This window comes from Hydrogenophaga sp., from assembly GCF_031426985.1.
GTDB lineage: Bacteria > Pseudomonadota > Gammaproteobacteria > Burkholderiales > Burkholderiaceae_C > Hydrogenophaga.
Window position 1 is genome coordinate 1 of sequence record NZ_JASJOY010000130.1, and the last position, 21,993, is coordinate 21,993.

The 21,993-nt window shown below is 70.9% G+C and carries 17 protein-coding genes; 9 read left to right on the forward strand and 8 right to left on the reverse strand.

The window, feature by feature from the left end:
* Window positions 1-64: 64 nt before the first annotated feature.
* Window positions 65-2,416 carry a PAS domain-containing protein gene (locus tag RMP09_RS15465; protein WP_310566879.1) on the reverse strand — a complete coding sequence of 784 codons (2,352 nt, stop codon included), beginning with the start codon at window positions 2,414-2,416 and terminating at the stop codon, window positions 65-67.
* A gap of 102 nt (window positions 2,417-2,518) precedes the next feature.
* Between RMP09_RS15465 and RMP09_RS15470 the strand changes: the two genes are divergently transcribed.
* Complete coding sequence (locus tag RMP09_RS15470) at window positions 2,519-3,172, forward strand: histidine phosphatase family protein (protein ID WP_310566880.1); 654 nt, start codon at window positions 2,519-2,521, stop codon at window positions 3,170-3,172.
* 27 nt (window positions 3,173-3,199) lie between these two features.
* Here the strand turns inward: RMP09_RS15470 and RMP09_RS15475 are convergent, their stop codons facing one another.
* Window positions 3,200-4,285, reverse strand: coding sequence for an SPOR domain-containing protein (locus RMP09_RS15475; RefSeq protein WP_310566881.1), 1,086 nt, complete (start codon window positions 4,283-4,285; stop codon window positions 3,200-3,202).
* 106 nt (window positions 4,286-4,391) lie between these two features.
* On the opposite strand from RMP09_RS15475, the gene RMP09_RS15480 reads away from it, so the two are divergent.
* On the forward strand, window positions 4,392-6,095 hold the full coding sequence (locus tag RMP09_RS15480; protein WP_310566882.1) for a lysoplasmalogenase family protein: 1,704 nt from the start codon (window positions 4,392-4,394) through the stop codon (window positions 6,093-6,095).
* Here RMP09_RS15480 and RMP09_RS15485 read toward each other — a convergent pair.
* Entirely contained in the window at window positions 6,092-7,738 is a 1,647-nt protein-coding gene (locus RMP09_RS15485) for a rhomboid family intramembrane serine protease (RefSeq protein ID WP_310566883.1), read from the reverse strand. The genes RMP09_RS15480 and RMP09_RS15485 overlap by 4 nt on opposite strands.
* A 23-nt stretch (window positions 7,739-7,761) precedes the next feature.
* On the reverse strand, window positions 7,762-8,814 hold the full coding sequence (gene ruvB / locus RMP09_RS15490) for a Holliday junction branch migration DNA helicase RuvB (protein WP_310566884.1): 1,053 nt from the start codon (window positions 8,812-8,814) through the stop codon (window positions 7,762-7,764).
* 146 nt (window positions 8,815-8,960) lie between these two features.
* On the opposite strand from ruvB, the gene RMP09_RS15495 reads away from it, so the two are divergent.
* The gene (locus RMP09_RS15495; RefSeq protein WP_310566885.1) at window positions 8,961-10,103 is read left to right on the forward strand and encodes a carbonic anhydrase family protein; all 1,143 of its coding nucleotides are present in this window, start codon (window positions 8,961-8,963) and stop codon (window positions 10,101-10,103) included.
* Window positions 10,104-10,246: 143 nt separating this feature from the next.
* On the opposite strand, the gene ruvA is transcribed toward RMP09_RS15495, so the two are convergent.
* A complete protein-coding gene (gene ruvA, locus RMP09_RS15500; protein WP_310566886.1) occupies window positions 10,247-10,825 on the reverse strand; it encodes a Holliday junction branch migration protein RuvA in 579 nt (192 codons plus the stop codon).
* Between the two features lie 111 nt (window positions 10,826-10,936).
* On the opposite strand from ruvA, the gene RMP09_RS15505 reads away from it, so the two are divergent.
* Entirely contained in the window at window positions 10,937-11,932 is a 996-nt protein-coding gene (locus RMP09_RS15505; protein WP_310566887.1) for a PhoH family protein, read from the forward strand.
* Between the two features lie 9 nt (window positions 11,933-11,941).
* Window positions 11,942-12,397, forward strand: a complete 456-nt coding sequence (ybeY, locus tag RMP09_RS15510; protein WP_310566888.1) for an rRNA maturation RNase YbeY — start codon at window positions 11,942-11,944, stop codon at window positions 12,395-12,397.
* A 27-nt stretch (window positions 12,398-12,424) separates the two neighbouring features.
* Here ybeY and RMP09_RS15515 read toward each other — a convergent pair whose 3' ends face one another.
* Genes RMP09_RS15515 through RMP09_RS15525 form a run of 3 tightly spaced genes read right to left on the reverse strand, consistent with a single transcriptional unit; the run spans window position 12,425 to window position 14,844 of the window.
* Entirely contained in the window at window positions 12,425-13,453 is a 1,029-nt protein-coding gene (locus RMP09_RS15515) for an amidohydrolase family protein (RefSeq protein WP_310566889.1), read from the reverse strand.
* Window positions 13,454-13,471: 18 nt separating this feature from the next.
* A complete protein-coding gene (gene dtd / locus RMP09_RS15520) occupies window positions 13,472-13,912 on the reverse strand; it encodes a D-aminoacyl-tRNA deacylase (RefSeq protein WP_310566890.1) in 441 nt (146 codons plus the stop codon).
* Window positions 13,909-14,844 (reverse strand): cation diffusion facilitator family transporter, encoded by a 936-nt coding sequence (locus RMP09_RS15525; RefSeq protein WP_310566891.1) that lies wholly within the window; start codon window positions 14,842-14,844, stop codon window positions 13,909-13,911. The genes dtd and RMP09_RS15525 overlap by 4 nt, the downstream gene beginning before the upstream one ends.
* A gap of 103 nt (window positions 14,845-14,947) precedes the next feature.
* On the opposite strand from RMP09_RS15525, the gene glgB reads away from it, so the two are divergent.
* The 4 genes from glgB (at window position 14,948) to glgC (ending at window position 21,865) form a co-directional block, all read left to right on the forward strand.
* Window positions 14,948-16,849, forward strand: a complete 1,902-nt coding sequence (gene glgB, locus RMP09_RS15530) for a 1,4-alpha-glucan branching protein GlgB (RefSeq protein ID WP_310566892.1) — start codon at window positions 14,948-14,950, stop codon at window positions 16,847-16,849.
* Entirely contained in the window at window positions 16,846-19,038 is a 2,193-nt protein-coding gene (glgX, locus tag RMP09_RS15535; protein WP_310566893.1) for a glycogen debranching protein GlgX, read from the forward strand. Before glgB ends, glgX begins: the two co-directional genes overlap by 4 nt.
* Window positions 19,035-20,540: a 4-alpha-glucanotransferase gene (malQ, locus tag RMP09_RS15540; protein WP_310566894.1), complete on the forward strand. Its 1,506-nt coding sequence runs from the start codon at window positions 19,035-19,037 to the stop codon at window positions 20,538-20,540. Before glgX ends, malQ begins: the two co-directional genes overlap by 4 nt.
* A gap of 65 nt (window positions 20,541-20,605) precedes the next feature.
* The gene (glgC, locus tag RMP09_RS15545; RefSeq protein WP_310566895.1) at window positions 20,606-21,865 is read left to right on the forward strand and encodes a glucose-1-phosphate adenylyltransferase; all 1,260 of its coding nucleotides are present in this window, start codon (window positions 20,606-20,608) and stop codon (window positions 21,863-21,865) included.
* Window positions 21,866-21,993: the final 128 nt, after the last annotated feature.

The following is a 21,993-nucleotide window of genomic DNA, read 5'->3' on the forward strand; positions in this document are numbered from 1 at the left end:
CAAGGCAGGCCCAGCCCCCCCGGGGGGCAGCGACCCGCGCAGCGGCGGAGCGTGGGGGCAGCAGTCAGCCCTCCAGCAGTTGCCGCACCGCTTCGGCCAGGGCGTCCATGCTGTCCTGCTTGCCCAGCACGTCGGTCACGCCGGCCACCTGTGCCTGCTGCACCAGCTGTTCGGTGACGTAGCCCGACACGATGGCCACGCGTTGGGCTGGGCGCGTGCGCCGCACCGCCTGCGCCAGCTCCACGCCGCTCATGCCCGGCATGTTCTGGTCGGTCACCAGCAGGTCCACCGCGTCGTCGTGTGTCTGCAGCCAGGCCAGCGCCTCTTCGCCCGAGGTGAAGGTGCTCACGCGGTAACCGTGCTTGCGCAGCAGGCGCGCCGCCAGGAAGACCAGGGCCTCGTAGTCGTCCACGTACACGATGTGCCGGCCGGCCACCGCGGGCGCGGCCACCGACCCTGCCGTGGGGGGCGCGGCGTCGGCCGCCGCCGCGTCGGACGCGAGCGGCAGGTAGACATCGAACCGGGCGCCCTCACCCGGCGTGCTGTGCACCGCGATCACGCCCCGGTGCGCCTTGACGATGCCGTGCACCACCGACAGCCCCAGCCCGGTGCCGCTGCCCGGCGCCTTGGTGGTGAAGAAGGGTTCGAAGATGCGGCGCTGGGTGGCCTCGTCGATGCCGGGGCCGTTGTCGGCCACGCTCAGGCAGGCGTAGGCGCCGGCCTCGACACCGCCCAGCTGCAGGGCCTGTGACGCATCCACCTGGGCCACGCGCAGCGCCACGGTGATCGCGCCGGGCTTCCCGCCCATGGCCTGCCAGGCGTTGGTGCACAGGTTGATCAGCACCTGCTGCACCTGCGTGGCGTCGGCCAGCACCGGCAGCGGCGCGTGGCCCAGGCGGGTGTTCAGCTGCACCGCCGCCGGCAGCAGCGAACGCAGCAGGCGCAGCGCCTCTTCCACCAGCGGCAGCAGGGGCTGGCGCTGCAGTTCCTGGGTCTGGCGGCGGCTGAAGGCCAGGATCTGCTGCACCAGCTGGCGCGCGCGGATGGCGGCGCGGTTGATCTCGGCCAGGCTTTCCTGGGCGATGTGGTCCGGCCCCACGTCTTCGCGCGCCAGCGCCAGGTTGCCCAGGATGGCGGCCAGCAGGTTGTTGAAGTCGTGCGCCACACCCCCGGCCAGTGTGCCGATGGCCTCCATCTTCTGCGACTCGCGCAGCTGCACCTCCAGCGCGCGCTGCTGCGCCTCGGCGGCCTTGAGTTCGGAGATGTCGGTGTGCGTGCCCACCATGCGCAGCGGCCGGCCGGATTCGTCGCGGGCGATGACCATGCCACGCGAGTGCACCCATTGCCAATGCCCGTCCTTGCAGCGGACGCGGTGTTCGTTGCGGTAGACCGGCGTGCGCCCTTCGAAGTGGGCCTGCCGGTCGGCCTGCATCTGCGCCACGTCGTCCGGGTGGGTGCGCGCGTCCAGCTCGGCCGCCGTCGGCGCCAGTTCGCCGTCGGCGTAGCCGTACATCGCGAGAATGCGCGGCGAAACGTATTCCTCCCCGGTAGCGAGGTTCCAGTCCCACACCCCGTCGCCCGCGCTGTCCAGCGCCAGCTTCCACAGCGCCTCGCTCTCACGCAGGGCCAGCTCAGCGTTCTTGCGGTCGGTGACATCGAGCAACACGCCCACACGCAAGAAGCCGGTCTCGTCTTCCGACACGGTCTTGGAACGCCGGTGCACCCACTTGACGCGGCCATCCGGCATGACGATGCGGAACTCCCCATGGATGGCGACCGGGCGCTGACTGCTGGCTTGAATGTCCGCGTCCATCATGGCCGCATCGTCGGGGTGGCGGTGGCGCGCGAGCAGACCGGGCTCCCGCATCACCGCCTCGGCCGACAAGCCGTACAACTCCTGAACGCCTGCGCTGATGAAGCGAAACGTGCGATGCGCCTGCCGGTCCACATGCATCACGAACACCACGCCCGGGATTTGCTCGGTCAGCAGCCGCAGGCGCTCCTCGCTCGTGCGCACAGCCTCCTGCGCCAGCACCCGATCGGTGATGTCTTCGACCGTGCCTTCGTAATACAGCACCTGGCCCTGCGCATCCCGCACCAGGTGGGCGTTCTCGCTCACCCAGCGCAAAGCCCCTGTGCTGTGCTGCCGGACGGCGGAGACCAGGCCCTTGACCTGGCCCCCGGTGGACAGGAGACCGCGGAAGTCCTCGCGGCGGCTCGGATCCATGTACCAGTCGTCGGCCAGCCGGTTGACGTCCGCCAGGAAGTCCGCTTCGGTGGCAAAACCGTTGAGCCGGACCAGCGCGGGGTTGGCGTGCAGCATGGTGCCGTCGGGCGCACTGCGGTAGGCGCCGATGGGCAGGAAGGTGAAGAGCGTGCCAAACCCCTGATCGGCTGGCGGGTCGGTCGGGGACATGTGTTCATTGTTGCCCAGCGGCAACCGCCGTCAACGGACATGCGACGTGATAATTTGCACGATCGGTGCCGCCGTGCACCCTCCCGCCTCAGGACCCACCCCGTGCAAGTCACCCGCATCCTGGCCGTGCGCCACGGTGAAACCGCCTGGAACCGCGACACCCGCATCCAGGGCCACACCGACATCGAACTCAACGAACACGGCCGCTGGCAGGCCCGGCGCCTGGCGCAGGCGCTGCGCGAAGAACCCATTGCCGCCTGCTACGCCAGCGACCTCAGCCGTGCGCACGACACCGCGCAGGCCGTGGCGCAGCAACACGGCCACACCGTGCAGACCCACACCGGCCTGCGCGAACGTTGCTTTGGCCGCTTTGAAGGCCACACCTGGGCCGAACTTGAAGCCCGCTTCCCCGACGAGACCCTGCTGTGGCGCCAGCGCGCGCCCGACTTCGCGCCGCCCGGCGGCGAATCGCTGCGGCAGCTGCAGGCGCGCGTGGTCGCCGCCGTCACCGAACTGGCCAGCCGCCACCCGGGCGAACAGGTGCTGGTGGTGGCGCACGGCGGCGTGCTCGACATCCTCTACCGCGCCGCCACCCGGCTGGACCTGCAGGCCCCGCGCAGCTGGGCCATGACCAACACCGCCGTCAACCGCCTGCTCTGGAGCCCCGAGGGCCTGAGCCTGGTGGGCTGGGCCGACACCGGCCACCTGCAGACCGAGGGCAGCCCCGGCGGCACGCTGGACGAGCAGGCGGCCTGACCGCACGACGACCGGCCCGCGGTCAGGTCAGCGCGGGAACACCACCGCATCCAGGCCCAGGGCCCGGATGCGCTGCGCGGCCGCCTTCGCCTCGTCCTCGCGCTGGAACGGCCCGACGCGCACGCGCGAACGGGGTCCGCTCGCGGTGGTCACGGTCTCCCGCGTGGCCGGCAGACCGGCTTGCCGCAGGCGCTCGTGCGCCCGGCGCGCGTTGCCCGCGTCGGCGAACAGCCCGACGTTGATGCCGTAGCGCACCCCCGGCGCCCGCACACCAGCGGCGGGTGGCGCCGGCGGGGACGCGCGCAGGGCCGGGGCCTGAGCGGGGGCTGGGCCCGGCGGCGGCATGGGTGTGCCGCCCTCGGGCACGGCCGGCACGGAGGGGGTGGACTCCACCTCGCGGGGCTCGGCGAGTGACATCAGCACCGGACCCGCGACCTGGGCCGAACCGCCCGCCGACACCGACGCGGCCCCGGTGACGGTCGGCGGCGCAGGCTCGGCCGCCATCGGCGCCAACGCCGCCCGCAACCGGGTCCAACCCACCACCAGGGGGTCGGGCTGCAGCAGCACGCCGATGAGGATGAGGCCGTTGATGCCCACCAGCCCCCACAGGCGCAGCGGCGTGCTGGCTTGGCGCGCCAGCGCGGTGCGGGCCTCGGCCATGGTGCGCGATGCCGCCACCGCTTTCATCACCCGCTGCTGCACCTGGTGGTGCAGCAGCGCATCCCCCGCCAGGCCTGGCCCCACCACCGCCAGCAGCCCCAGCGACGCCCCCAGCCACCACTGCAGGCCCGACGGCCAGGTGCGGATCACCGGCCACCACCAGCGCCCCAGGCCGAGCACCGCCAGCAACAGCACGCCATAGGCCAGCGCGGCGCCCCACAGGCGGCGGAACACCAGCCAGTTCAGGGTGCACAAGGCCGCCGCCGTGTGCCAGGTCGGGCGCCACGGCCCGCCCAGGTCGAAGCGGGCAAACACCGCCAGGTAGCGCTCGCTCCGCACCGGCCCCAGGGCCGCGCGGTACAGCACCGTGGTTCGGCTTTCGGTGGTAGGGGTCGCGGGCGGCGCGGTGGCGGCGCCAGGCAGACGGTAGCGTGCAGACGGGCTGTCGACCATGGCTTCATTCTGCACGCAGGGCGCCGCCGCCCGGCTGCGGGTTGATGCCCATGACGCCCACCCCGCCACTGCCCACAATGGACACTTCGCCCGCCCCCGTCCCGCCGTGAGCCCGAGCCAGATCATCGTCCTCGCCACCCCGGTCTTCCTGCTGCTCATCGCCATCGAATGCGTGGTCGGCTGGCGCCGCGGGCGCAACACCTACCGGCTGGACGACGCACTCAGCAGCATCGGCCTGGGCATGCTCAGCCAGGTCAGCGCGGTGTTCACACCGCTGCTCAAGATCGGCATCTACACCGCCGTGCACAGCCGGTTCGCGCTGCTGCCCGACACCGGGTTCTGGACCACGCTGCCGGGCTGGCTGCTGGCCCTGCTGGCCTACGACTTTCTCTACTACTGGAACCACCGCCTGGGCCACACGGTGGCGGTGTTCTGGGCCGCGCACGTGGTGCACCACCAGAGCCAGGACTACAACCTCAGCACCGCGCTGCGCCAGCCCAGCAGCTACCCCCTGCTGGGCTGGGTGTTCTACCTGCCCCTGGCGCTGGCGGGGGTGCCGCCGCTGGTGTTTGTGGTGGTCGGTCTGATCGACCTGCTCTACCAGTTCTGGATCCACACCGAACAGATCGGCTCGCTCGGCCGCTTCGACCGCTGGTTCGCCTCGCCGTCCAACCACCGCGTGCACCACGCGGTCAACGATCGCTACGTGGACAAGAACTACGGCGGCATCCTGATGCTGTGGGACCACCTGTTCGGCAGCTTCGAACCCGAAGACCCGCGCGAGCCCTGCGTGTACGGCACGCGCCACCCCCTGAACAGCTGGGACCCGGTCTGGGCCAACGCCGAGGTGTATGGGGCACTGGCCCAGGACGCGTGGCGCGCGCAGCGCTGGCGCGACAAGCTGCGCGTGTGGCTCAAGCCGCCGGGCTGGCGGCCGGCCGATGTGGCGGCACGCTGCCCCCGACCGGCGTTCGACATCGACACGCTGGGCCGCTACGCGCCGCCCATGCCGCGCGCGGTGGCGGTGTTTGCCACGCTGCAGTTCAGCGCCCTGCTCGGTGGCGTGGCGGCTTTTCTCTGGCAGGCCGACACCGCGCCGCTGGCGCACAACCTGGCGTGGTTCACCGTGCTGCTGGCCGGCGTGTGGTCGCTCGGCGCGGTGCTGCAAGGCCGCATCGGTCGGGGTGAGGTGCTGCTGATCGTCTGCGCCGCGCTGTCCATGGCCACGGCCACGGTGGACGCGACGGCCGCGCACCGGCTCTTCAAACCGCTGACCATGCTGATCGCGCTGGCCATCGTGGCCCGGGCACCCGCGCAGCCCGGGCGCGCATGGCTGCTGGCCGCGCTGGCGGCCTCGCTCGTGGGCGACGTGTGCCTGATGCTCGACGGCCTGTTCATCCCCGGCCTGGTGGCCTTTCTGCTGGCGCACATCGCCTACACCGGCCGCCTGCGCCTGGACGCGCCCTGGCTGGCCAGCCGGCGCGCCCTGTGGGCGGTGGCCGCGGTGGGGCTGGGCGTGTACGCCGTGCTGTGGACCGGCGGTTTGCCCGCCGATCTGCGCGCGCCGGTGGCGGTGTACGTGGGCGCCCTCGGCCTCATGGCGGCACAGGCCATGGGCCGCGCCACCGTGCGGGGCGACCGCGCTGCGTGGATGGTGGCGGGCGGCGCGGCCTGCTTCATGGTGAGCGACGCGCTGCTGGCGCTCAACCGTTTCGTCACGCCGCTGCCGGCGTCGGACCTGTGGGTGCTCGGCAGCTACGGCGCGGCGCAGTGCCTGCTGGTCATGGGGCTGCTGCGCGGTTCGCGCTAACCACCGCTGCCACCGTTGCGCGAGCGCATGCGCTGGCTCAGCTCGGCCAGCCGTGCCGACACCACCCCGGCCCGCTGATCGGCCTGCGCCGGGTCCAGCGTGCCGCGCGCCTTGCCCACCTCCAGCGTCATCAGCTCCAGCACGCCGGACTGCAGGCCCCGCAGATCGTCCAGCTGCGGCGATGGCGTGGCCGGGTGCAGCCGCGCCAGGGCCTCGCCCACCGCGCGGTAGGCCGGGATGTGCGTGCGTTCCATCGCCTCGACCAGCTGCGCGTCGCTCAGACGCCCCGCCTGCCGGGCCTGGGCGTCGGCCTGCAAAGCCCGCTCGGCCGCCTGGAAGCGCGGCAGTGTCTCGCGCAGCAGGGTTTGCTGTTCAAACAGGGCGCGGTGGTCCACCCCGGGCTGCGCGGCCCACACCAGACCGCCCACCGCCAGCGCCACCACACCGGTCGCCAGCCACTGGTGCCGGCGGCGCTGCGCGGCACTGGCCTGTTCGTCCACCCGCTCCACCAGCAGCCAGGCCATGGCCGCGCCGGCCAGCAGGCCGCCGATGTGCGCCGCGTTGTCGATGCCCGGCCGCGTGAAGCCCTGGGCCAGCGAGATGGCCACGAACAGGCCCTGCGACGTGAGCAGCTGGTTGACCAGGGCCTTGGGCACGCGCTCACGGTGCTGCCACACGCCCGCCAGCAGCGCGCCCAGCACGCCGAACACCGCGCCCGACGCCCCCACCGACACCGCCTGCTGCGCCGAAAAATGCAGGCTCAGCGCGCTGCCGGCCAGCGCCGAGCCCCAGTAGATGAGCAGGAACTGCCCGTTGCCGAACCAGCGGCAGACCTGCAGCCCGGCCACCCACAGCGCCCACATGTTCAGCGCCAGGTGCATCAGCCCGCCGTGCAGCACGGTGGCGCTGACCAGGCGCCAGACCTCGCCGTCGCGCACCACCGCGCTGGCCGAGCTGGCGCCCCAGCGGAACAGGTCGGCCGTGTCCGGCTGCATCGGACTCAGGCCATCCACCAGGTTGGCCAGCCAGACGCCCACGTTCAACGCCACCACCGCATAAAGCGCCCACGGGTGTGGGGTCTGTTCCTGCAGGCGGCGTTCGAAGGCTTCGTGGGCCAGCGCCTCGTCCATCGCGGACCGTGCCGCCTGCTGGGCCTGCGCACCGCCGTGGCGGTGGAACGCCTGCCGCACCGCGTCGGCCGCCTGCGGCCGCTGCGCCGCCCTCAGCGGGCTCAGGCTCAGGCTGCGCTTGAGGCCGCGGCCGATCAGCGGCCGGGTCGGCGCCAGCAGGGGGGAGTCGGCGCGCAGCACCAGGGTGATCAGCTCCTGCCCCTGCACCGTGTGGTGCTCGACGTCGGTGATGTCGCTCCAGGGCACGGTGTGGCCGCGCGTGAGCTGCCCGCTCACCCCCTGCGGCCCCACGCACAGCACCGGCACCGAACTGAGCACCGGCTTGAGCAGCAGCAGCCCCAGGGCGCCAAAGAAGGCCGCAAAGCCCCACAAGGCCCCCAGCGGCTGCGCCGCGGTGGCCGCCACCCAGACCATGAACAGGGCCAGCAGGCCGATGAACCCCGCCAGCCACACCGTGCCGCCGCGCCAGCTGGCGCGAAACACCTGGCTGCCGTCGGGCAGTCCTTGGTCCATCCCCGTCCTCCGTTGTGATTTATTCAGGCGCCGAACAGCTGGTCGCCGCTGCTCGGCGGCGCCACGCCCAGGTGGCGGTAGGCCGCCAGCGTGGCGATGCGCCCGCGCGGCGTGCGCTGCAAAAAGCCCTGCTGGATCAGGTAGGGCTCGATCACGTCTTCGATGGTGTCGCGCTCCTCGCCGATGCTGGCCGCGATGTTGTCCAGCCCCACCGGCCCGCCGTCGAAGCGGTGGATCACGGCTTCGAGCAGCTTGCGGTCCATCAGGTCGAAGCCTTCCGGGTCCACGTCCAGCATGGCCAGCGCGCGGTTGGCGATGTCGGCGGTGATGCGACCGTTGCCCTTGACGTCGGCGTAGTCGCGCACGCGGCGCAGCAGGCGGTTGGCGATGCGGGGCGTGCCGCGCGAGCGCCGCGCGATCTCGAAACCACCGGTCTCGTCCATGGGCGCGTTGAGCAGGCCGGCGCTGCGCTTGACGATGCGCGCCAGCTCTTCGGCGGTGTAGAACTCCAGCCGCGCCACGATGCCGAAGCGGTCGCGCAGCGGGTTGGTCAGCATGCCGGCGCGCGTGGTGGCGCCGACCAGCGTGAACGGTTGCAGGTCCAGTTTGATGCTGCGCGCCGCCGGACCCTCGCCGATCATGATGTCGATCTGGTAGTCCTCCAGCGCGGGGTAGAGGATTTCCTCGACCACCGGGCTGAGCCGGTGGATCTCGTCGATGAACAGCACGTCGTTGGCCTCGAGGTTGGTCAGCAGCGCCGCCAGGTCTTTGGGTTTTTCCAGCACCGGCCCGCTGGTCTGGCGCAGGTTCACGCCCAGCTCCTGCGCAATGATGTGGCTCAGCGTGGTCTTGCCCAGGCCGGGCGGGCCGAACAGCAGCACGTGGTCCAGCGCTTCGCTGCGTTTCTTGGCCGCGCCGATGAAGATTTCCAGCTGCTCGCGCACCTTTTGCTGACCGACGTATTCGTCCAGCAGTTTGGGGCGCAGCGCACGCTCGATGGCCTCTTCCTTGGGCGAAAAGGGGGCGGCGGACACCACGCGCGGCGCGGGGGCGAAATCGTCGGTCTGGATGCTCACGGGGCGGCCCTGGCAGAAGGGGAACAGAGGGGGGTCGGCAGGCGGACACTGACTATACACACAGTGGTTTGATCCGCGGGCATTCAAGTCCGGTGCGCACGGCGCCGATACGACCGGCAACACCCCCGCATCGCCAAGGTCCTGCCATGACGCCGTCCGCCCCCCGCCGCCACACCCGCCACACCGCCCTGCACCTGGCCTGCGCCATGGTGCTGGGCATCGCCGCCAGCGCCGCCCACGCCAACGGAGCGGCCAGCGCCCATGGCACCGTGGTGCAAGAACCCGCCCACGCACCAGCCCCGGCCTCCGCCAAACCCGACGTCCACGCCCCGGCGGCCAAGGCGCCCGTGGCCGCTCAGCGCACGCCCGGCGACCCGCAACTGGTGGTCGACCGCATCAGCGCCGCCCTGAGCAAACAGTCCGATCAGAACAAGCTGCACGTGCTCGTGGGGGATGAACCCCTCGTGCCCAAGCCCCAGGCCGACCCCCACGCCGCGCCCGCCCGCAAGGCCCGCAGCGCCCACGGCGCGGTCCAGCCGCACGGCTACACCAAGGCCCGCGCCGCCGCGCTGGCCGGCCACGCCGCACCCTCCGCGCACGGCGGCGAGGTGCACTGGGAATACGAAGGTGAGCACGGCCCCGAGCACTGGGGCCAGATGAAGTCCGACTTCAACGCCTGCAGCAGCGGCAAGCGCCAGTCGCCCATCCACATCCAGTCCACCGACACCGCCCCCGGCCCGGCCGAGCCGATCGAATTCCACTACAGCGGCAGCGGCGGCAGCGTGGTCAACAACGGCCACACCATCCAGGTCGACCCGATGGGCCACAACTGGATCAAGGTGCGCGGCTCGGTCTACCAGCTGGTGCAGTTCCACTTCCACCACCCGGCGGAAGAAAAGGTGAACTACAAGGGCTTCGCCATGGTGGCGCACCTGGTGCACAAGAACGAAGCCGGCCAGCTGGCCGTGGTCGCGGTGCTGATGGACGTGGGCACGAACAACACCTTCCTGCAGAAGGTCTGGACCCGCATGCCCCTGGACACCCAGGACCGCGTGCCCCTGCCCGACGAGCTGCTGGACCTGAACGAACTGCTGCCCAGCGACCAGCGCTACTACCAGTTCATGGGCTCACTGACCACGCCACCCTGCAGCGAAGGCGTGTTGTGGATGGTGATGAAGCAACCCGTCACGTTGGGGGCGGACCAGCTCAAGCTGTTCACCAAGCTGTTCCCGATGAACGCGCGGCCGGTGCAGGCGGTCAATGGGCGTCTGGTGCGCGAGGCGATGTAACCCCCCGCGCCGCCTGCGGCGTCACCCCCCAGGGGGCAACGCGATGCGGCCCGGCGAAGCCGGTTCCGCCGCGTTCTCGACTGGGCTCCCCTTCTGGCCCGCGGTTTGGGCATCCGTAAACCGCGCCGATATCGAGGCGCTGGTTATTTCGCCAGCGACTTCAGCGCCAGCTTGATGCCTTCGCTCACGCCCACACCGGCCGGCAGGGCCTTGAGGGCCGCCGCGGCGTCTTTTTCGTTGTAGCCCAGCGCCATCAGCGCCTGCTGGATGTCGCTGGCCGCGTCGCCCACGGCGGCGGCGCCACCGGTCAGCGGCAGGTCGGCGCCGAGTTTGCCCTTGAGTTCGAGCAGCAGGCGCTCGGCCGTCTTCTTGCCGATGCCGGGCACCTTGACGATGCGGCCGGCTTCCTGCGCCGTCACGGCCTGGGCCAGTTCGCTCACGCTCAGGCCCGAGAGCACGCTCAGCGCCGTGCGCGGACCGATGCCCGAAATCTTCACCAGCTGGCGGAAGGCCTCGCGTTCGGCCGCGGTGCCGAAGCCGTAGAGGATCTGCGCGTCCTCGCGCACCACGAAGTGCGTCAGCAGCGACACCTTATCGCCCGCCGCCGGCAGGTTGTAGAAGGTGCTCATGGGCACGTCCACCTCGTAACCGACGCCGTGGCAGTCGATCAGGATCTGGGGCGGGTTCTTTTCCAGCAGCGTGCCGGTCAACTTGCCTATCATTGAAGGTTCCTCTGTAAGTCGTTCGCCGGGTCGCCCCAAAAACGACTGCACCCCCTCGGGGGGCCTGGCACAGCCAGGTTGGGGGCCTGTAACTCCACCGGATTATCCGTTTTGATCCTCCGCCACACCTTCTCCCCGCCCGACAACGAGCGCATGTCCCACCTCTGCGGCCCCATGGACGGCCACATCCGCAGCATCGAGGCGGCGTTGCAGATCAAGGTGGCGCACCGGTTCGAGCAGTTCCGCATCGAAGGCCCCAAGGCCAAGGCCAACCAGGCGCTGGAGGTGATCCAGGCGCTGTACGAAATGGCCAAGAAACCGATCCCGGCCGAGACGGTGCAGCTCATGCTGGCCGGCGACACCGCTCTGCCCGAGACCGGTGTCGACGTGCTGGCCATGCAGACGCGGCGTGGCGAGATCCGCGGCCGCACGCCCAACCAGGCGCGTTACCTGGAGAACATGGCCACGCACGACATCACCTTCGGCATCGGCCCGGCCGGCACCGGCAAGACCTACCTGGCGGTGGCCTGCGCGGTGGATGCGCTGGAGCGCAGCGCGGTGCAGAAGATCGTGCTCACCCGCCCGGCGGTGGAAGCGGGTGAAAAGCTCGGCTTCCTGCCCGGCGACCTGGGCCAGAAGGTGGACCCGTACCTGCGCCCGCTGTACGACGCGCTGCACGACCTGATGGGCTTTGACAAGGTGCAGAAAGCGTTCGAGCGCCAGCAGATCGAGATCGCGCCGCTGGCCTTCATGCGCGGGCGCACGCTCAACCACGCCTTCGTCATCCTCGACGAGGCGCAGAACACCACGCCCGAGCAGATGAAGATGTTCCTCACCCGCATCGGCTTTGGCAGCAAGGCGGTGGTGACGGGCGACGTGAGCCAGATCGACCTGCCGCGCACGCAGCTCAGCGGCCTGATCGACGCCGAACGCATCCTCAAGCGCGTGACCGGCATCGCCTTCAACCGCCTGACCAGCGCCGACGTGGTGCGCCACCCGCTGGTGGCGCGCATCGTGGACGCCTACGACGCGCGCAGCGGGGACGACGAGGCCCTGCCGACCCTGCCCAAACGCCCCCGCCGCACCCCCGTCCGATCCTCCCGCTGAAGACCCGCCATGGCCCTGCCCTCCCTGACCCTGTCCCTGCAGTTCGGCGATCTGAAAGACGCCGCCCGCCACCGCGCCGCGCTGCCGCGGCACACCGTCACCCGCTGCATCCGCCACGCGCTGGACGCCGACGCCGAGATCACCGTGCGCATCGTCGATGCCGACGAAGGCCAGGCGCTCAACCGCGACTACCGCCAGAAGGACTACGCCACCAACGTGCTGACCTTCGACTACGCCACCGAGCCGGTGGTGATGGCCGACCTGGTGCTGTGCGCGCCGGTGGTGGCGCGCGAGGCGAAGGAACAGAAGAAGACCCTGGCCGCGCACTACGCCCACCTGCTGGTGCACGGCACCCTGCACGCCCAGGGCTGGGACCACGAAACCAGCGAGGCCGACGCGGAAGCAATGGAAGCCCGCGAGATTGAAATCCTCGCCGGGCTGGGGCTCAAGAACCCCTACCGCTGAACGGCGGGCGGGCGGCCCGCCGGCGGTTCAGGGCCGCAGCCGGTACAGGCGGATGGCGTTGTCGCGCGCCACCTGCCGGGCCACGTCCGGTGGCAGCTGAGCCACCAGCTGGCGCAGGTTCTGCAGGCCTTCTTCGGTCGCCCCGCGTTCGCTGCCTCCGGGGCCGTAAAACGCGTCACTGCCCAGCATGAAGCGGTCGGGGAAGTCACCGATCAGCGCCTGCCACTGCGGCTTGAGCCGGCCCGCAGGGTCCAGCGCGGCCGCGGGCCGGGGCGCGCCCCGGTTGACCCGGAAGCTCATGTGCAGGTTGGGGTAGGTCTTCAGCAGCTGCCGCACCCGTTCGGGGTGGCGCGTCAGCAACGGCTCAAACCCCACGTGGGACCAGATGAAGACCGCCTTTGGGTTGTGCGCCAGCAAACGCTTGAAGGCCTCGCCGTTGGCGTCCAGCCGGTCCGGGTTGGACGGCTGGGCGCGCAGCGAATCGGGCAGCGGCATGTCCTCGGGCACCAGGTCGAAGTGCAGGTCCACCGGTCGCTGCTGCTCGGCCGCGATGTCGGCCAGCAGCAGGAGCAGCGGATGGTCGCCGGGCACCGATTCGTACGGATGGGTGGCCCCCATGAGCGGCAGCGACAGGTGCAGCAGCGCGATCTCACCGAAGCCCACCGCGCCCTGCGCCACGTAGTCCAGGGCCTGCTGCCGGAAGCGGGCTTTCACCGCGTCGTCCACCGCGTCGGCGGGCGTCTGGTGCAGCATCGCGTTGAGCGCGCTGCCCCCCAGCAGGGCGAAACGCCCCGGGTGCGCCCGGACCGCGTGCTGCAGATCGCCCAGGTCGTGGAACCCGCGAATGTGCCGGTCGGGCTGGGGCGGCGGCATCAGCAGCGACCGCTCGATGCCCAGCCGGTTCATGCTGTCCACGGCCCCATCGGCCGCCCCGGCCGGCAACACCCCCGCGGCGACCTGGATGTGCGTGTGCACATCGATCCAGGCCACCTCCTGCGCCACCGCGACCACACCCCATGCGGCACACACACAACCGATCCAAGCACGACGCATCATGACCACAAGCCTCCGGGTTCAGTGAATGGTGAGCGGGATGGTCACCGGGCCGTCGTTGACCAGGTGCACCTGCATGTCGGCCCCGAAACGGCCGGTCTGCACCAGCGGGTGCTGCTCGCGGGCCAGCGCCACAAACCGGTCGTAGAGCGCTTCGCCCAGCGCCGGCGGCGCCGCGCCGGTGAAGCCGGGCCGGTTGCCGCTTGTCGTGTCGGCGGCCAGGGTGAACTGGCTGACGATCAGCAGGCCACCGCCCACGTCCTGCACGCTGCGGTTCATCTTGCCCTGCTCGTCGCCGAAGATGCGCAGCTTCAGGATCTTGGACAGCAGCTTCTGGCCGACGGCTTCGGTGTCGTCGGGCTCGGCACACACCAGCACCAGCAGGCCGGGGCCGATGCGGCCCACCGTCTCGCCTGCGATGTCGACACGGGCTTCGCTCACGCGCTGCAGCAAGGTGATCATTTCAAATCCTTGAGGTCGTCGAAGTGCGCTTCCACGTCGCTGGGCAGCAGCTGGATCGACGCGCGCAGCCCGGGCACGGCGCTCATCAGCGCCTGCTCGACGCTGCCGCGCACCGCGGCCGCGCGGCCCAGCGTCCAGCTCGCGGGCATGTGCATGTGCAGGTCCACAAAGCGGCGCTGGCCGGCGCGGCGGGTGCTGACGTGGTCGAAGCGCACGATGTCCACGCCGCCGCGCTGGTGCGCAAAGCCGTCCAGCGTCTGCTGGATCGTGGCCAGCACCTCGGGCTCGACGGCCTCGTCCATCAGGCCCTGGGTGGAGCGCCAGATCAGGTGAAAACCTTCCTTGAGGATGTTGGCCGCCACGCCGATGGCGACCACCGGGTCCAGCCACAGCCAGCCGGTGACGTGCACCAGCGTGATACCCACCACCACACCGGCCGAGGTCCAGACGTCGGTGGTCAGGTGGCGCGCGTCGGCTTCGAGCGCGATCGAGCGGTGCTCGCGCGAGGCGCGGAACATCACCCAGGCCAGCAGGCCGTTGAGCGCCGAGCTGGCGACCGAGAGCGCCAGGCCCCAGCCCACCTGCTCGATCGGCTGCGGGTCCAGCAGACGCTGCACCGCGGTCCAGACGATGCCCAGCGCCGCCACGATGATGAGGATGCCCTCGAAGCCCGAGGAGAAGTATTCGGCCTTGTGGTGACCGTAGGGGTGGTCGTCGTCGGCCGGGCGGGCGGCGATGGTGACCATCACCAGGCCGAAGATGGCGCTGGCCAGGTTGACCAGGGACTCCATCGCGTCGGACAGCAGGCCGACCGAGTCGGTGACCCACCAGGCCAGGGTCTTGAGGGTGATGGTGACCAGGGCCACCACCACCGAGGCCATGAGCAGGCGCTGGGGCGTGAGAAAGCGGGCAGACAACGTCATGGTGGGCATTGTCTCGCGGCGGGCCCATGAAACCCTTGAGGTCGGAAGCATGTAATTTTGTAACCACTTGGTACCTGTTCGGTGCCAGAATGGCCCGAAGAGCGAGACACACATGACCCCAAACCCCCTGCCCGTGGACACCTTCTGGATTGGCGAAACAGACGCCTGGCTGCTGGCCGAAGGCAAGCACCTGCGCCCCTGGCAGAAGCTCGGCGCCCACCCGACCACCCTGAACGGACAGGCCGGCGTGGCCTTCGCCGTCTGGGCGCCCGCGGCGCGGCAGGTGGACCTGACGGGCGACTTCAACCACTGGCAACCCCAGCCCATGCGCCTGCGGCCCGAATGCGGTGTGTGGGAGCTGTTCGTGCCCGGCGCCACGGTGGGCCACTGGTACAAGTTCGCGGTGCACGGCGCCGACGGCCGCACCGTGATGAAGGCGGACCCCTATGCCCGCCAGACCGAGCTGCCGCCGGGCAACGCGGCCTGCGTGTGCGAGCCGCTGCGCCCCTCGCCCGCGCCGCAAGGCCCGCACCGGCGCGACAACGCGCCCATGGCCATCTACGAAGTGCACGCCGGCAGCTGGAAGCGCCCGGGCGGCTGGGACGTCATGCCCACCTGGGACGACCTGGCCCGCGAGCTGGTGCCCTACGCCGCCGGCTTGGGCTTCACCCACATCGAACTGCTGCCGGTCAACGAACACCCGTTCTACGCCTCCTGGGGCTACCAGCCCACCGGCCTGTACGCGCCCACCGCGCGCCACGGTTCGCCCGAGGCCTTCCGCCGGTTTGTTGACGCGGTGCACACGGCCGGGCTCAAGCTCATCCTGGACTGGGTGCCCGCCCACTTCCCGACCGACGAACACGCGCTGGCGCGTTTCGACGGCACCGCGCTGTACGAACACGCCGACCCGCGCGAAGGCTTCCACCGCGACTGGAACACGCTGATCTACAACTTCGGCCGCCACGAGGTGAAGAACTTCCTGGTCGGCAACGCGCTGTACTGGGTCGAGCAGCACGGCGTGGACGGCCTGCGCGTGGACGCGGTCGCCTCCATGCTCTACCGCGACTACAGCCGCCCCGAAGGCGAATGGGTGCCCAACCGCGACGGCGGGCGCGAGAACTACGAGGCCATCGCCTTCCTTCGCGAGGTGCACGAGGTGCTGCAGCGCGAGGCGCCACAGGCCATCACCCTGGCCGAAGAATCCACCGCCTTCCCGCAGGTGACCGGCGCCGTGCAGCACGGTGGCCTGGGCTTCGACCACAAGTGGAACATGGGCTGGATGCACGACACCCTGGCCTATTTCGCGCTGGACCCGGTGCACCGCCGCTGGCACCACAACAAGCTCACCTTCTCCATGGTCTACGCCTGGAGCGAAGACTACGTGCTGCCGCTCTCGCACGACGAGGTGGTGCACGGCAAGGGCTCGCTGCTGGGCAAGATGAGCGGCGACGCCTGGCAGCAGCGCGCCAACCTGCGCGCGCTCTACGCCTGGATGTACGCGCACCCGGGCAAGAAGCTGCTCTTCATGGGCGCCGAACTGGCGCAGCCGACCGAGTGGAACCACGACGCCGAGCTGCCCTGGCACCTGCTGGGCGACCCGGCCCACGCCGGCGTGCAGCAGCTGGTGCGCGACCTCAACCACGGCTACCGCGACGCCCCCGCCCTGCACGCGCGCGACACCGACCCGCACAGCTTCCAGTGGCTGGTGGTGGACGACGCCGACCACTCGGTGCTGGCCTTCGCCCGCTACGGCCAGCGGGTGGAAGACACGGTGGTCGTCATCGCCAACCTCACCCCGGTGGTGCGGCACGGCCACCGCATCGGCCTGCCGCACGGCGGCGCCTGGCGCGAACGGCTGAACACCGACGCGGGCCTGTACGGCGGCTCCAACGTGGGCAACCACGGCCGCGTGCTGGCCGACGAGCAGCCCATGCACGGCCAGACGTGGTCGGCCGCGTTCACACTGCCGCCGCTGTCGGTGCTCTGGCTACAACCCGAACCACCGGCAGCATGAACCCGGCGCACGGCATGCCCGCTCTCGGGGCCCACCTGCACACGCAGGATGGGCTGCGTGGCGTGCGCTTGGCCGTCTGGGCGCCGCAGGCCACCGGTGTGGACGTTTGCCTGTTCGACACCGCCACCGGCCCCGAGACCCGGCGCGTGCCGCTGTCCGACGCCGGTGACGGCGTCTGGCAGGCCTTTGTGCCCGGTCTGGCCGCGGGGCAGCTATACGGGCTGCGCGCCCACGGCCCCTGGCAGCCCGAGGCCGGCCACCGCTTCAACCCGCAGCGCCTGCTGCTGGACCCCTGGGCGCTGGCCCTGGTGGGCGACACCTCCCGCCTGGCCCTGCAGGCCGGCCACGCGGTGGACGACCCGCTGCACCCCACCCAGCCCTGGCACGACCACCAGCCCGCGCCGCAAGACAACGCCGCCCACATGCCCAAGTGCGTGGTGGTCGATGCGGCGGCCGAACTGCAAGCCGGCGCCGCCATCGCACCGCGCCCGGCCATCGCCGCCGGCCGCCGCGTGCTCTACGAAGCGCACGTGAAAGCGCTCACCCGCCTGCACCCTGAAGTGCCCGAAGCCCAGCGCGGCCGCTACGCCGCCCTGGCCCACCCGGCGGTCATCGGCCACCTGCAGCGCCTGGGCATCACCAGCGTCTGCCTGCTGCCGGTGCACCAGCACATCAGCGAACGGCACCTGCTCGCGCGCGGCCTGGTCAACCACTGGGGCTACAACACCCTCAACGCCTTTGCGCCCGAGCCCGGCTACGCCGCGGCCACCGGCGGCGCCGACGCACAAACCGCCGAGCAGGCGGCTGCGATCCGCGCCGAGTTCCGCCAGGCGGTGGATGCCCTGCACCGCGCCGGCATCGAAGTGGTGCTGGACGTGGTGTTCAACCACACCGCCGAAAGCGACCTGGACGGCCCCACCCTGAGCTGGCGCGGCCTGGGCCAGGCCGGCTGGTACGCCCTGGGCGAGCATGGCGTGCCGCACAACTTCAGCGGCTGCGGCAACAGCCTGGCCACCGGCGAGCCGCGCGTCGTCCAGTGGGTGATGGACAGCCTGCGCTGGTGGGTGCAGGCCTATGGCGTGGACGGCTTCCGGTTCGACCTGGCGGTGTCGCTGGGCCGCAGCGCCGCGCTGCGCCACGCCTTCCACCCGCACGCGCCCCTGCTGGTGGCGATGCAGCAGGACCCGGTGCTGCGCAGCGTGCAGCTGATCGCCGAACCCTGGGACATCGGCCCCGATGGTTACCACTGCGGCGGCTTCGCGCCCGGCTGGCGCGAATGGAACGACGCCTTCCGCGACGGCGTGCGCGCCTTCTGGCTGGGCCACCACACCACGCTGGGCGAGCTGGCCCGCCGCGTCTGCGCCAGCAGCGACCGCTTCGGGCGCGGTGCGCGCGCGCCCACCGCCAGCATCCACCTGCTGACCGCGCACGACGGCTTCACCCTCGCCGACCTCACGGCCTACAGCCACAAACACAACGCCGCCAACGGCGAAGACAACCGCGACGGCCACGGCCACAACCTCAGCGCCAACGGCGGGGTGGAAGGCCCGAGCGACGACCCGCAGGTGCTACACCGCCGCGGCCTGTGGCGCCGCGCCCTGCTGGCCACCCTGTTGTGCGCCCAGGGCACGCCGCAGCTGCTGGCCGGCGACGAGCTGGGCCACAGCCAGCAAGGCAACAACAACGGCTACTGCCAGGACAACGCCCTGACCTGGCTCGACTGGACCGGCGCCGACGCCGACCTGACCGGCTACGTGGCCGGGCTGACGGCGCTGCGCCGCCAGCACCCCGGCCTGCGCCACGCGCACTGGTTCAGCGGCCAGCCGCTGGCGCCGGGCGCGCCGGCCGACATCACCTGGCTGCACGGCGATGGCAGCGCGATGCACGACGAGGCCTGGCACAACAGCCCGCACTGCACCCTGGGCGCGCTGATCGCCGTGGGCGACGACGGGGTGGCCCCCACCGAACGCCTGCTGCTGGTCTGGCACGCCGGGCGCGGCCACGCCCGCCTGGCCCTGCCGCCCGGCCCCTGGTCGCTGCGGCTGCACAGCGCGCGCGGCTTCGTCGCCCTGGACGCCACCGCCGGCGAACCCATGACCGGGACGGCGCTGGACCTGCACGAGGCCCAGGTCTGCCTGCTGGTCCAGCATTTGCAAGGTGGCGCACAGACCACCCCCACCCCGACATGAACCACGCCCCCTCTCTCCTGAACCGCCGCACCAGCGGCGTGCTGCTGCACATCACCAGCCTGCCCGGCCCGCACGGCTCGGGCGACCTCGGCCCCGGTGCGCGCCATTTCATCGACTGGCTGGCCGCCGCCGGCCAGAGCCTGTGGCAGATCCTGCCGCTCTCGCCCGCCGGCCCCGGCAACTCGCCCTACCAGAGCGTGTCGGCCTTCGCCGGCAGCCCGCTGATGGTGGACCTGGACGACCTGGTGCAGCAGGGCTGGCTGCCCTGGATGGCGCGCAAGGGGTTCGACGAACACCGCTGCGACTTCGAGCGCGTGGCGCCCCACCGCATGGCCTGCCTGCGCAAGGCCTGGGATGGTTTCAGCGAGCGCGCCAGCGACGCCTGCCGCAGCGAACTGGCCGCCTTCTGCGAACAGCACGCCCACTGGCTGGACGACTACGCCCTGTTCATGGTGCTGGACGAACGCCACGGCGGCCCCTGGTCGCTCTGGCCCGCGGCGCTGGCCCGGCGCGAGCCGGCCGCGCTGGACGCGGCGCGCGCGCAGTCGGCCCACGCGCTGGGTTTCTGGCGCTTCGTGCAGTGGCGCTTCTGGGTGCAGTGGCAGCGCCTGCGCGGCTATGCGCGCGAACGCGGCATCGCCATCGTGGGCGACGCGCCCATCTTCGTGGCGCACCACAGCGCCGACGTCTGGGCCCACGCCGACCAGTTCCTGCTGGACGATCAGATGGAGCCCCACGTGGTGGCCGGCGTGCCGCCGGACTACTTCAGCCCCACCGGCCAGCGCTGGGGCAACCCGCTCTACAACTGGGAGGCCATGGCCCACAGCGGCTACCGCTGGTGGAAAGACCGGCTGGCCCACGTGTTCCAGCAGGTCGACGTGGTGCGGCTGGACCACTTCCGCGGCTTCGAGGCGCACTGGGAGATCCCCGCCACCGAGCCGACCGCCGTGGCCGGCCAGTGGCGCCCGGGCCCCGGCCTGGCCTTCTTCAAGGCGATCGAGGAAGAGCTGGGCCAGCTGCCCATCATCGCGGAGGACCTGGGCCTGATCACACCCGAGGTGACGGCCCTGCGCGAGGCCTGCGGCTACCCGGGCATGCGCATCCTGCAGTTCGCGTTTGGTAACGGCCCGGCCAACCCCTACCTGCCGCACAACCTGGAGCATCGGTGCGTGGCCTACACCGGCACACACGACAACGAAACCACGGTGGGCTGGTGGGCCAGCGCCATGGCGGGCGAGAAAGCCGACGCGCGGGCCTACCTGGGCCGCTGCGTGGACACCGAGCCGCACTGGGCCCTGATCAACGCGCTGTCCATGTCGGTCGCCAACACCCTGGTGGTGCCGTTCCAGGACGTGCTGGGCCTGGACACGCGGCACCGCATGAACACCCCCGGCCTGGCCACCGGCTGCTGGGAATGGCGCTTCGAATGGGCCCAGGTGAACCACGAACCGGCCGAACGCCTGGCCGCCATGACGCGGGCGCACGGAAGGTGGAGCACATGAGACACCCCCCTGCGCCGCTGCGGCTGGCCTGAAACCCCTCTTCCCCACAACGACCGGAGACAGACATGGACAAACACTCCCCCCAATACCTGGCCAAGCGCACCATCGGCCTGGTGCTCGCCGGCGGGCGCGGCTCGCGGCTGAAGGCGCTGACCGACCGCCGCACCAAGCCGGCGGTGTACTTCGGCGGCAAGTTCCGCATCATCGATTTCGCGCTGTCGAACTGCCTGAACTCGGGCGTGCGCCGCATCGGCGTCATCACGCAGTACAAGTCGCACAGCCTGCTGCGCCACCTGCAGCGCGGCTGGAGCTTTCTGCGCAACGAGTTCAACGAGTTCATCGACCTGCTGCCCGCGCAGCAGCGCATGGACGACGAGAGCTGGTACCTGGGCACGGCCGACGCGGTCTACCAGAACCTGGACATCCTGCGCGCCCACAACCCGGAATACATCCTGATCCTGGCCGGCGACCACATCTACAAGATGGACTACGCCGAACTGATCGCCGACCACGTGGACCAAGGCAAGCAGTGCACCGTGGCCTGCATCGAGGTGCCGATCGCCGAGGCGAGCGCCTTCGGCGTGATGGCCATCGATGAGCAGCGCCGCATCATCGACTTCGTCGAAAAACCGGCCAACCCGCCGGCCATGCCGGGCAAGCCCGAGGTCTCGCTGGCCAGCATGGGCATCTACGTGTTCGACGCCAAGGCCCTGTTCGCCGCGCTCGAACAAGACGCCGCCACCCCCGGCTCCAGCCGCGACTTCGGCAAGGACGTGATCCCCGCCATGGTGGCCGCCGGCCAGGCCGTGGCCCACCCCTTCGGCCTGTCCTGCGTCAAGAGCGCGCCCGAGGCGCCGGCCTACTGGCGCGACGTCGGCACGGTGGAGGCCTACTGGGCCGCCAACCTGGACCTGACCAACACCCTGCCCGAGCTGGACATGTACGACCGCGACTGGCCGATCTGGACCTACCAGGAACAGCTGCCGCCGGCCAAGTTCGTGTTCAACGACGACGGCCGCCGCGGCAGCGCGGTGGACTCGCTGGTTTCGGGCGGCTGCATCATCTCCGGCGGTTCCGTCAACCGCTCGGTGCTGTTCTCCAAGGTGCACATCCATTCCTACGCCGAGGTCGAGGAAGCCGTGCTGCTGCCCGAGGTGGACGTGGGCCGCGGCTGCAAGCTGCGCAAGGTGGTGATCGACAACGGCTGCGTGATCCCCGACGGCATGCAGATCGGCTGGGACGCCGCCGAGGACGCGCGGCGTTTCTACCGCACCGACAGCGGTGTGGTGCTGGTGACCAAGGCGATGCTTGAGCGCTTGACGTAACCCCCCGCGCCGCCTTCGGCGTCACCCCCCAAGGGGGGCCGCACCAGCGGCCTGGCGAAGCCAGTTCCGCGGTGCGTGCTGGAAGGGCCTCCCCTCAGCTCCGTTTCCGTTTTGGTTTTCGATATTTG

Coding starts and splice junctions, on each gene's coding strand:
- RMP09_RS15465 (WP_310566879.1), bottom strand. CDS start 2,416: ATGTCCCCGACCGACCCGCCAGCCGATCAGGGGTTTGGCACGCTCTTC.
- RMP09_RS15475 (WP_310566881.1), bottom strand. CDS start 4,285: ATGGTCGACAGCCCGTCTGCACGCTACCGTCTGCCTGGCGCCGCCACC.
- RMP09_RS15485 (WP_310566883.1), bottom strand. CDS start 7,738: ATGGACCAAGGACTGCCCGACGGCAGCCAGGTGTTTCGCGCCAGCTGG.
- RMP09_RS15495 (WP_310566885.1), top strand. CDS start 8,961: ATGACGCCGTCCGCCCCCCGCCGCCACACCCGCCACACCGCCCTGCAC.
- ruvA (WP_310566886.1), bottom strand. CDS start 10,825: ATGATAGGCAAGTTGACCGGCACGCTGCTGGAAAAGAACCCGCCCCAG.
- ybeY (WP_310566888.1), top strand. CDS start 11,942: ATGGCCCTGCCCTCCCTGACCCTGTCCCTGCAGTTCGGCGATCTGAAA.
- RMP09_RS15515 (WP_310566889.1), bottom strand. CDS start 13,453: ATGATGCGTCGTGCTTGGATCGGTTGTGTGTGTGCCGCATGGGGTGTG.
- dtd (WP_310566890.1), bottom strand. CDS start 13,912: ATGATCACCTTGCTGCAGCGCGTGAGCGAAGCCCGTGTCGACATCGCA.
- RMP09_RS15525 (WP_310566891.1), bottom strand. CDS start 14,844: ATGCCCACCATGACGTTGTCTGCCCGCTTTCTCACGCCCCAGCGCCTG.
- glgB (WP_310566892.1), top strand. CDS start 14,948: ATGACCCCAAACCCCCTGCCCGTGGACACCTTCTGGATTGGCGAAACA.
- glgX (WP_310566893.1), top strand. CDS start 16,846: ATGAACCCGGCGCACGGCATGCCCGCTCTCGGGGCCCACCTGCACACG.
- malQ (WP_310566894.1), top strand. CDS start 19,035: ATGAACCACGCCCCCTCTCTCCTGAACCGCCGCACCAGCGGCGTGCTG.
- glgC (WP_310566895.1), top strand. CDS start 20,606: ATGGACAAACACTCCCCCCAATACCTGGCCAAGCGCACCATCGGCCTG.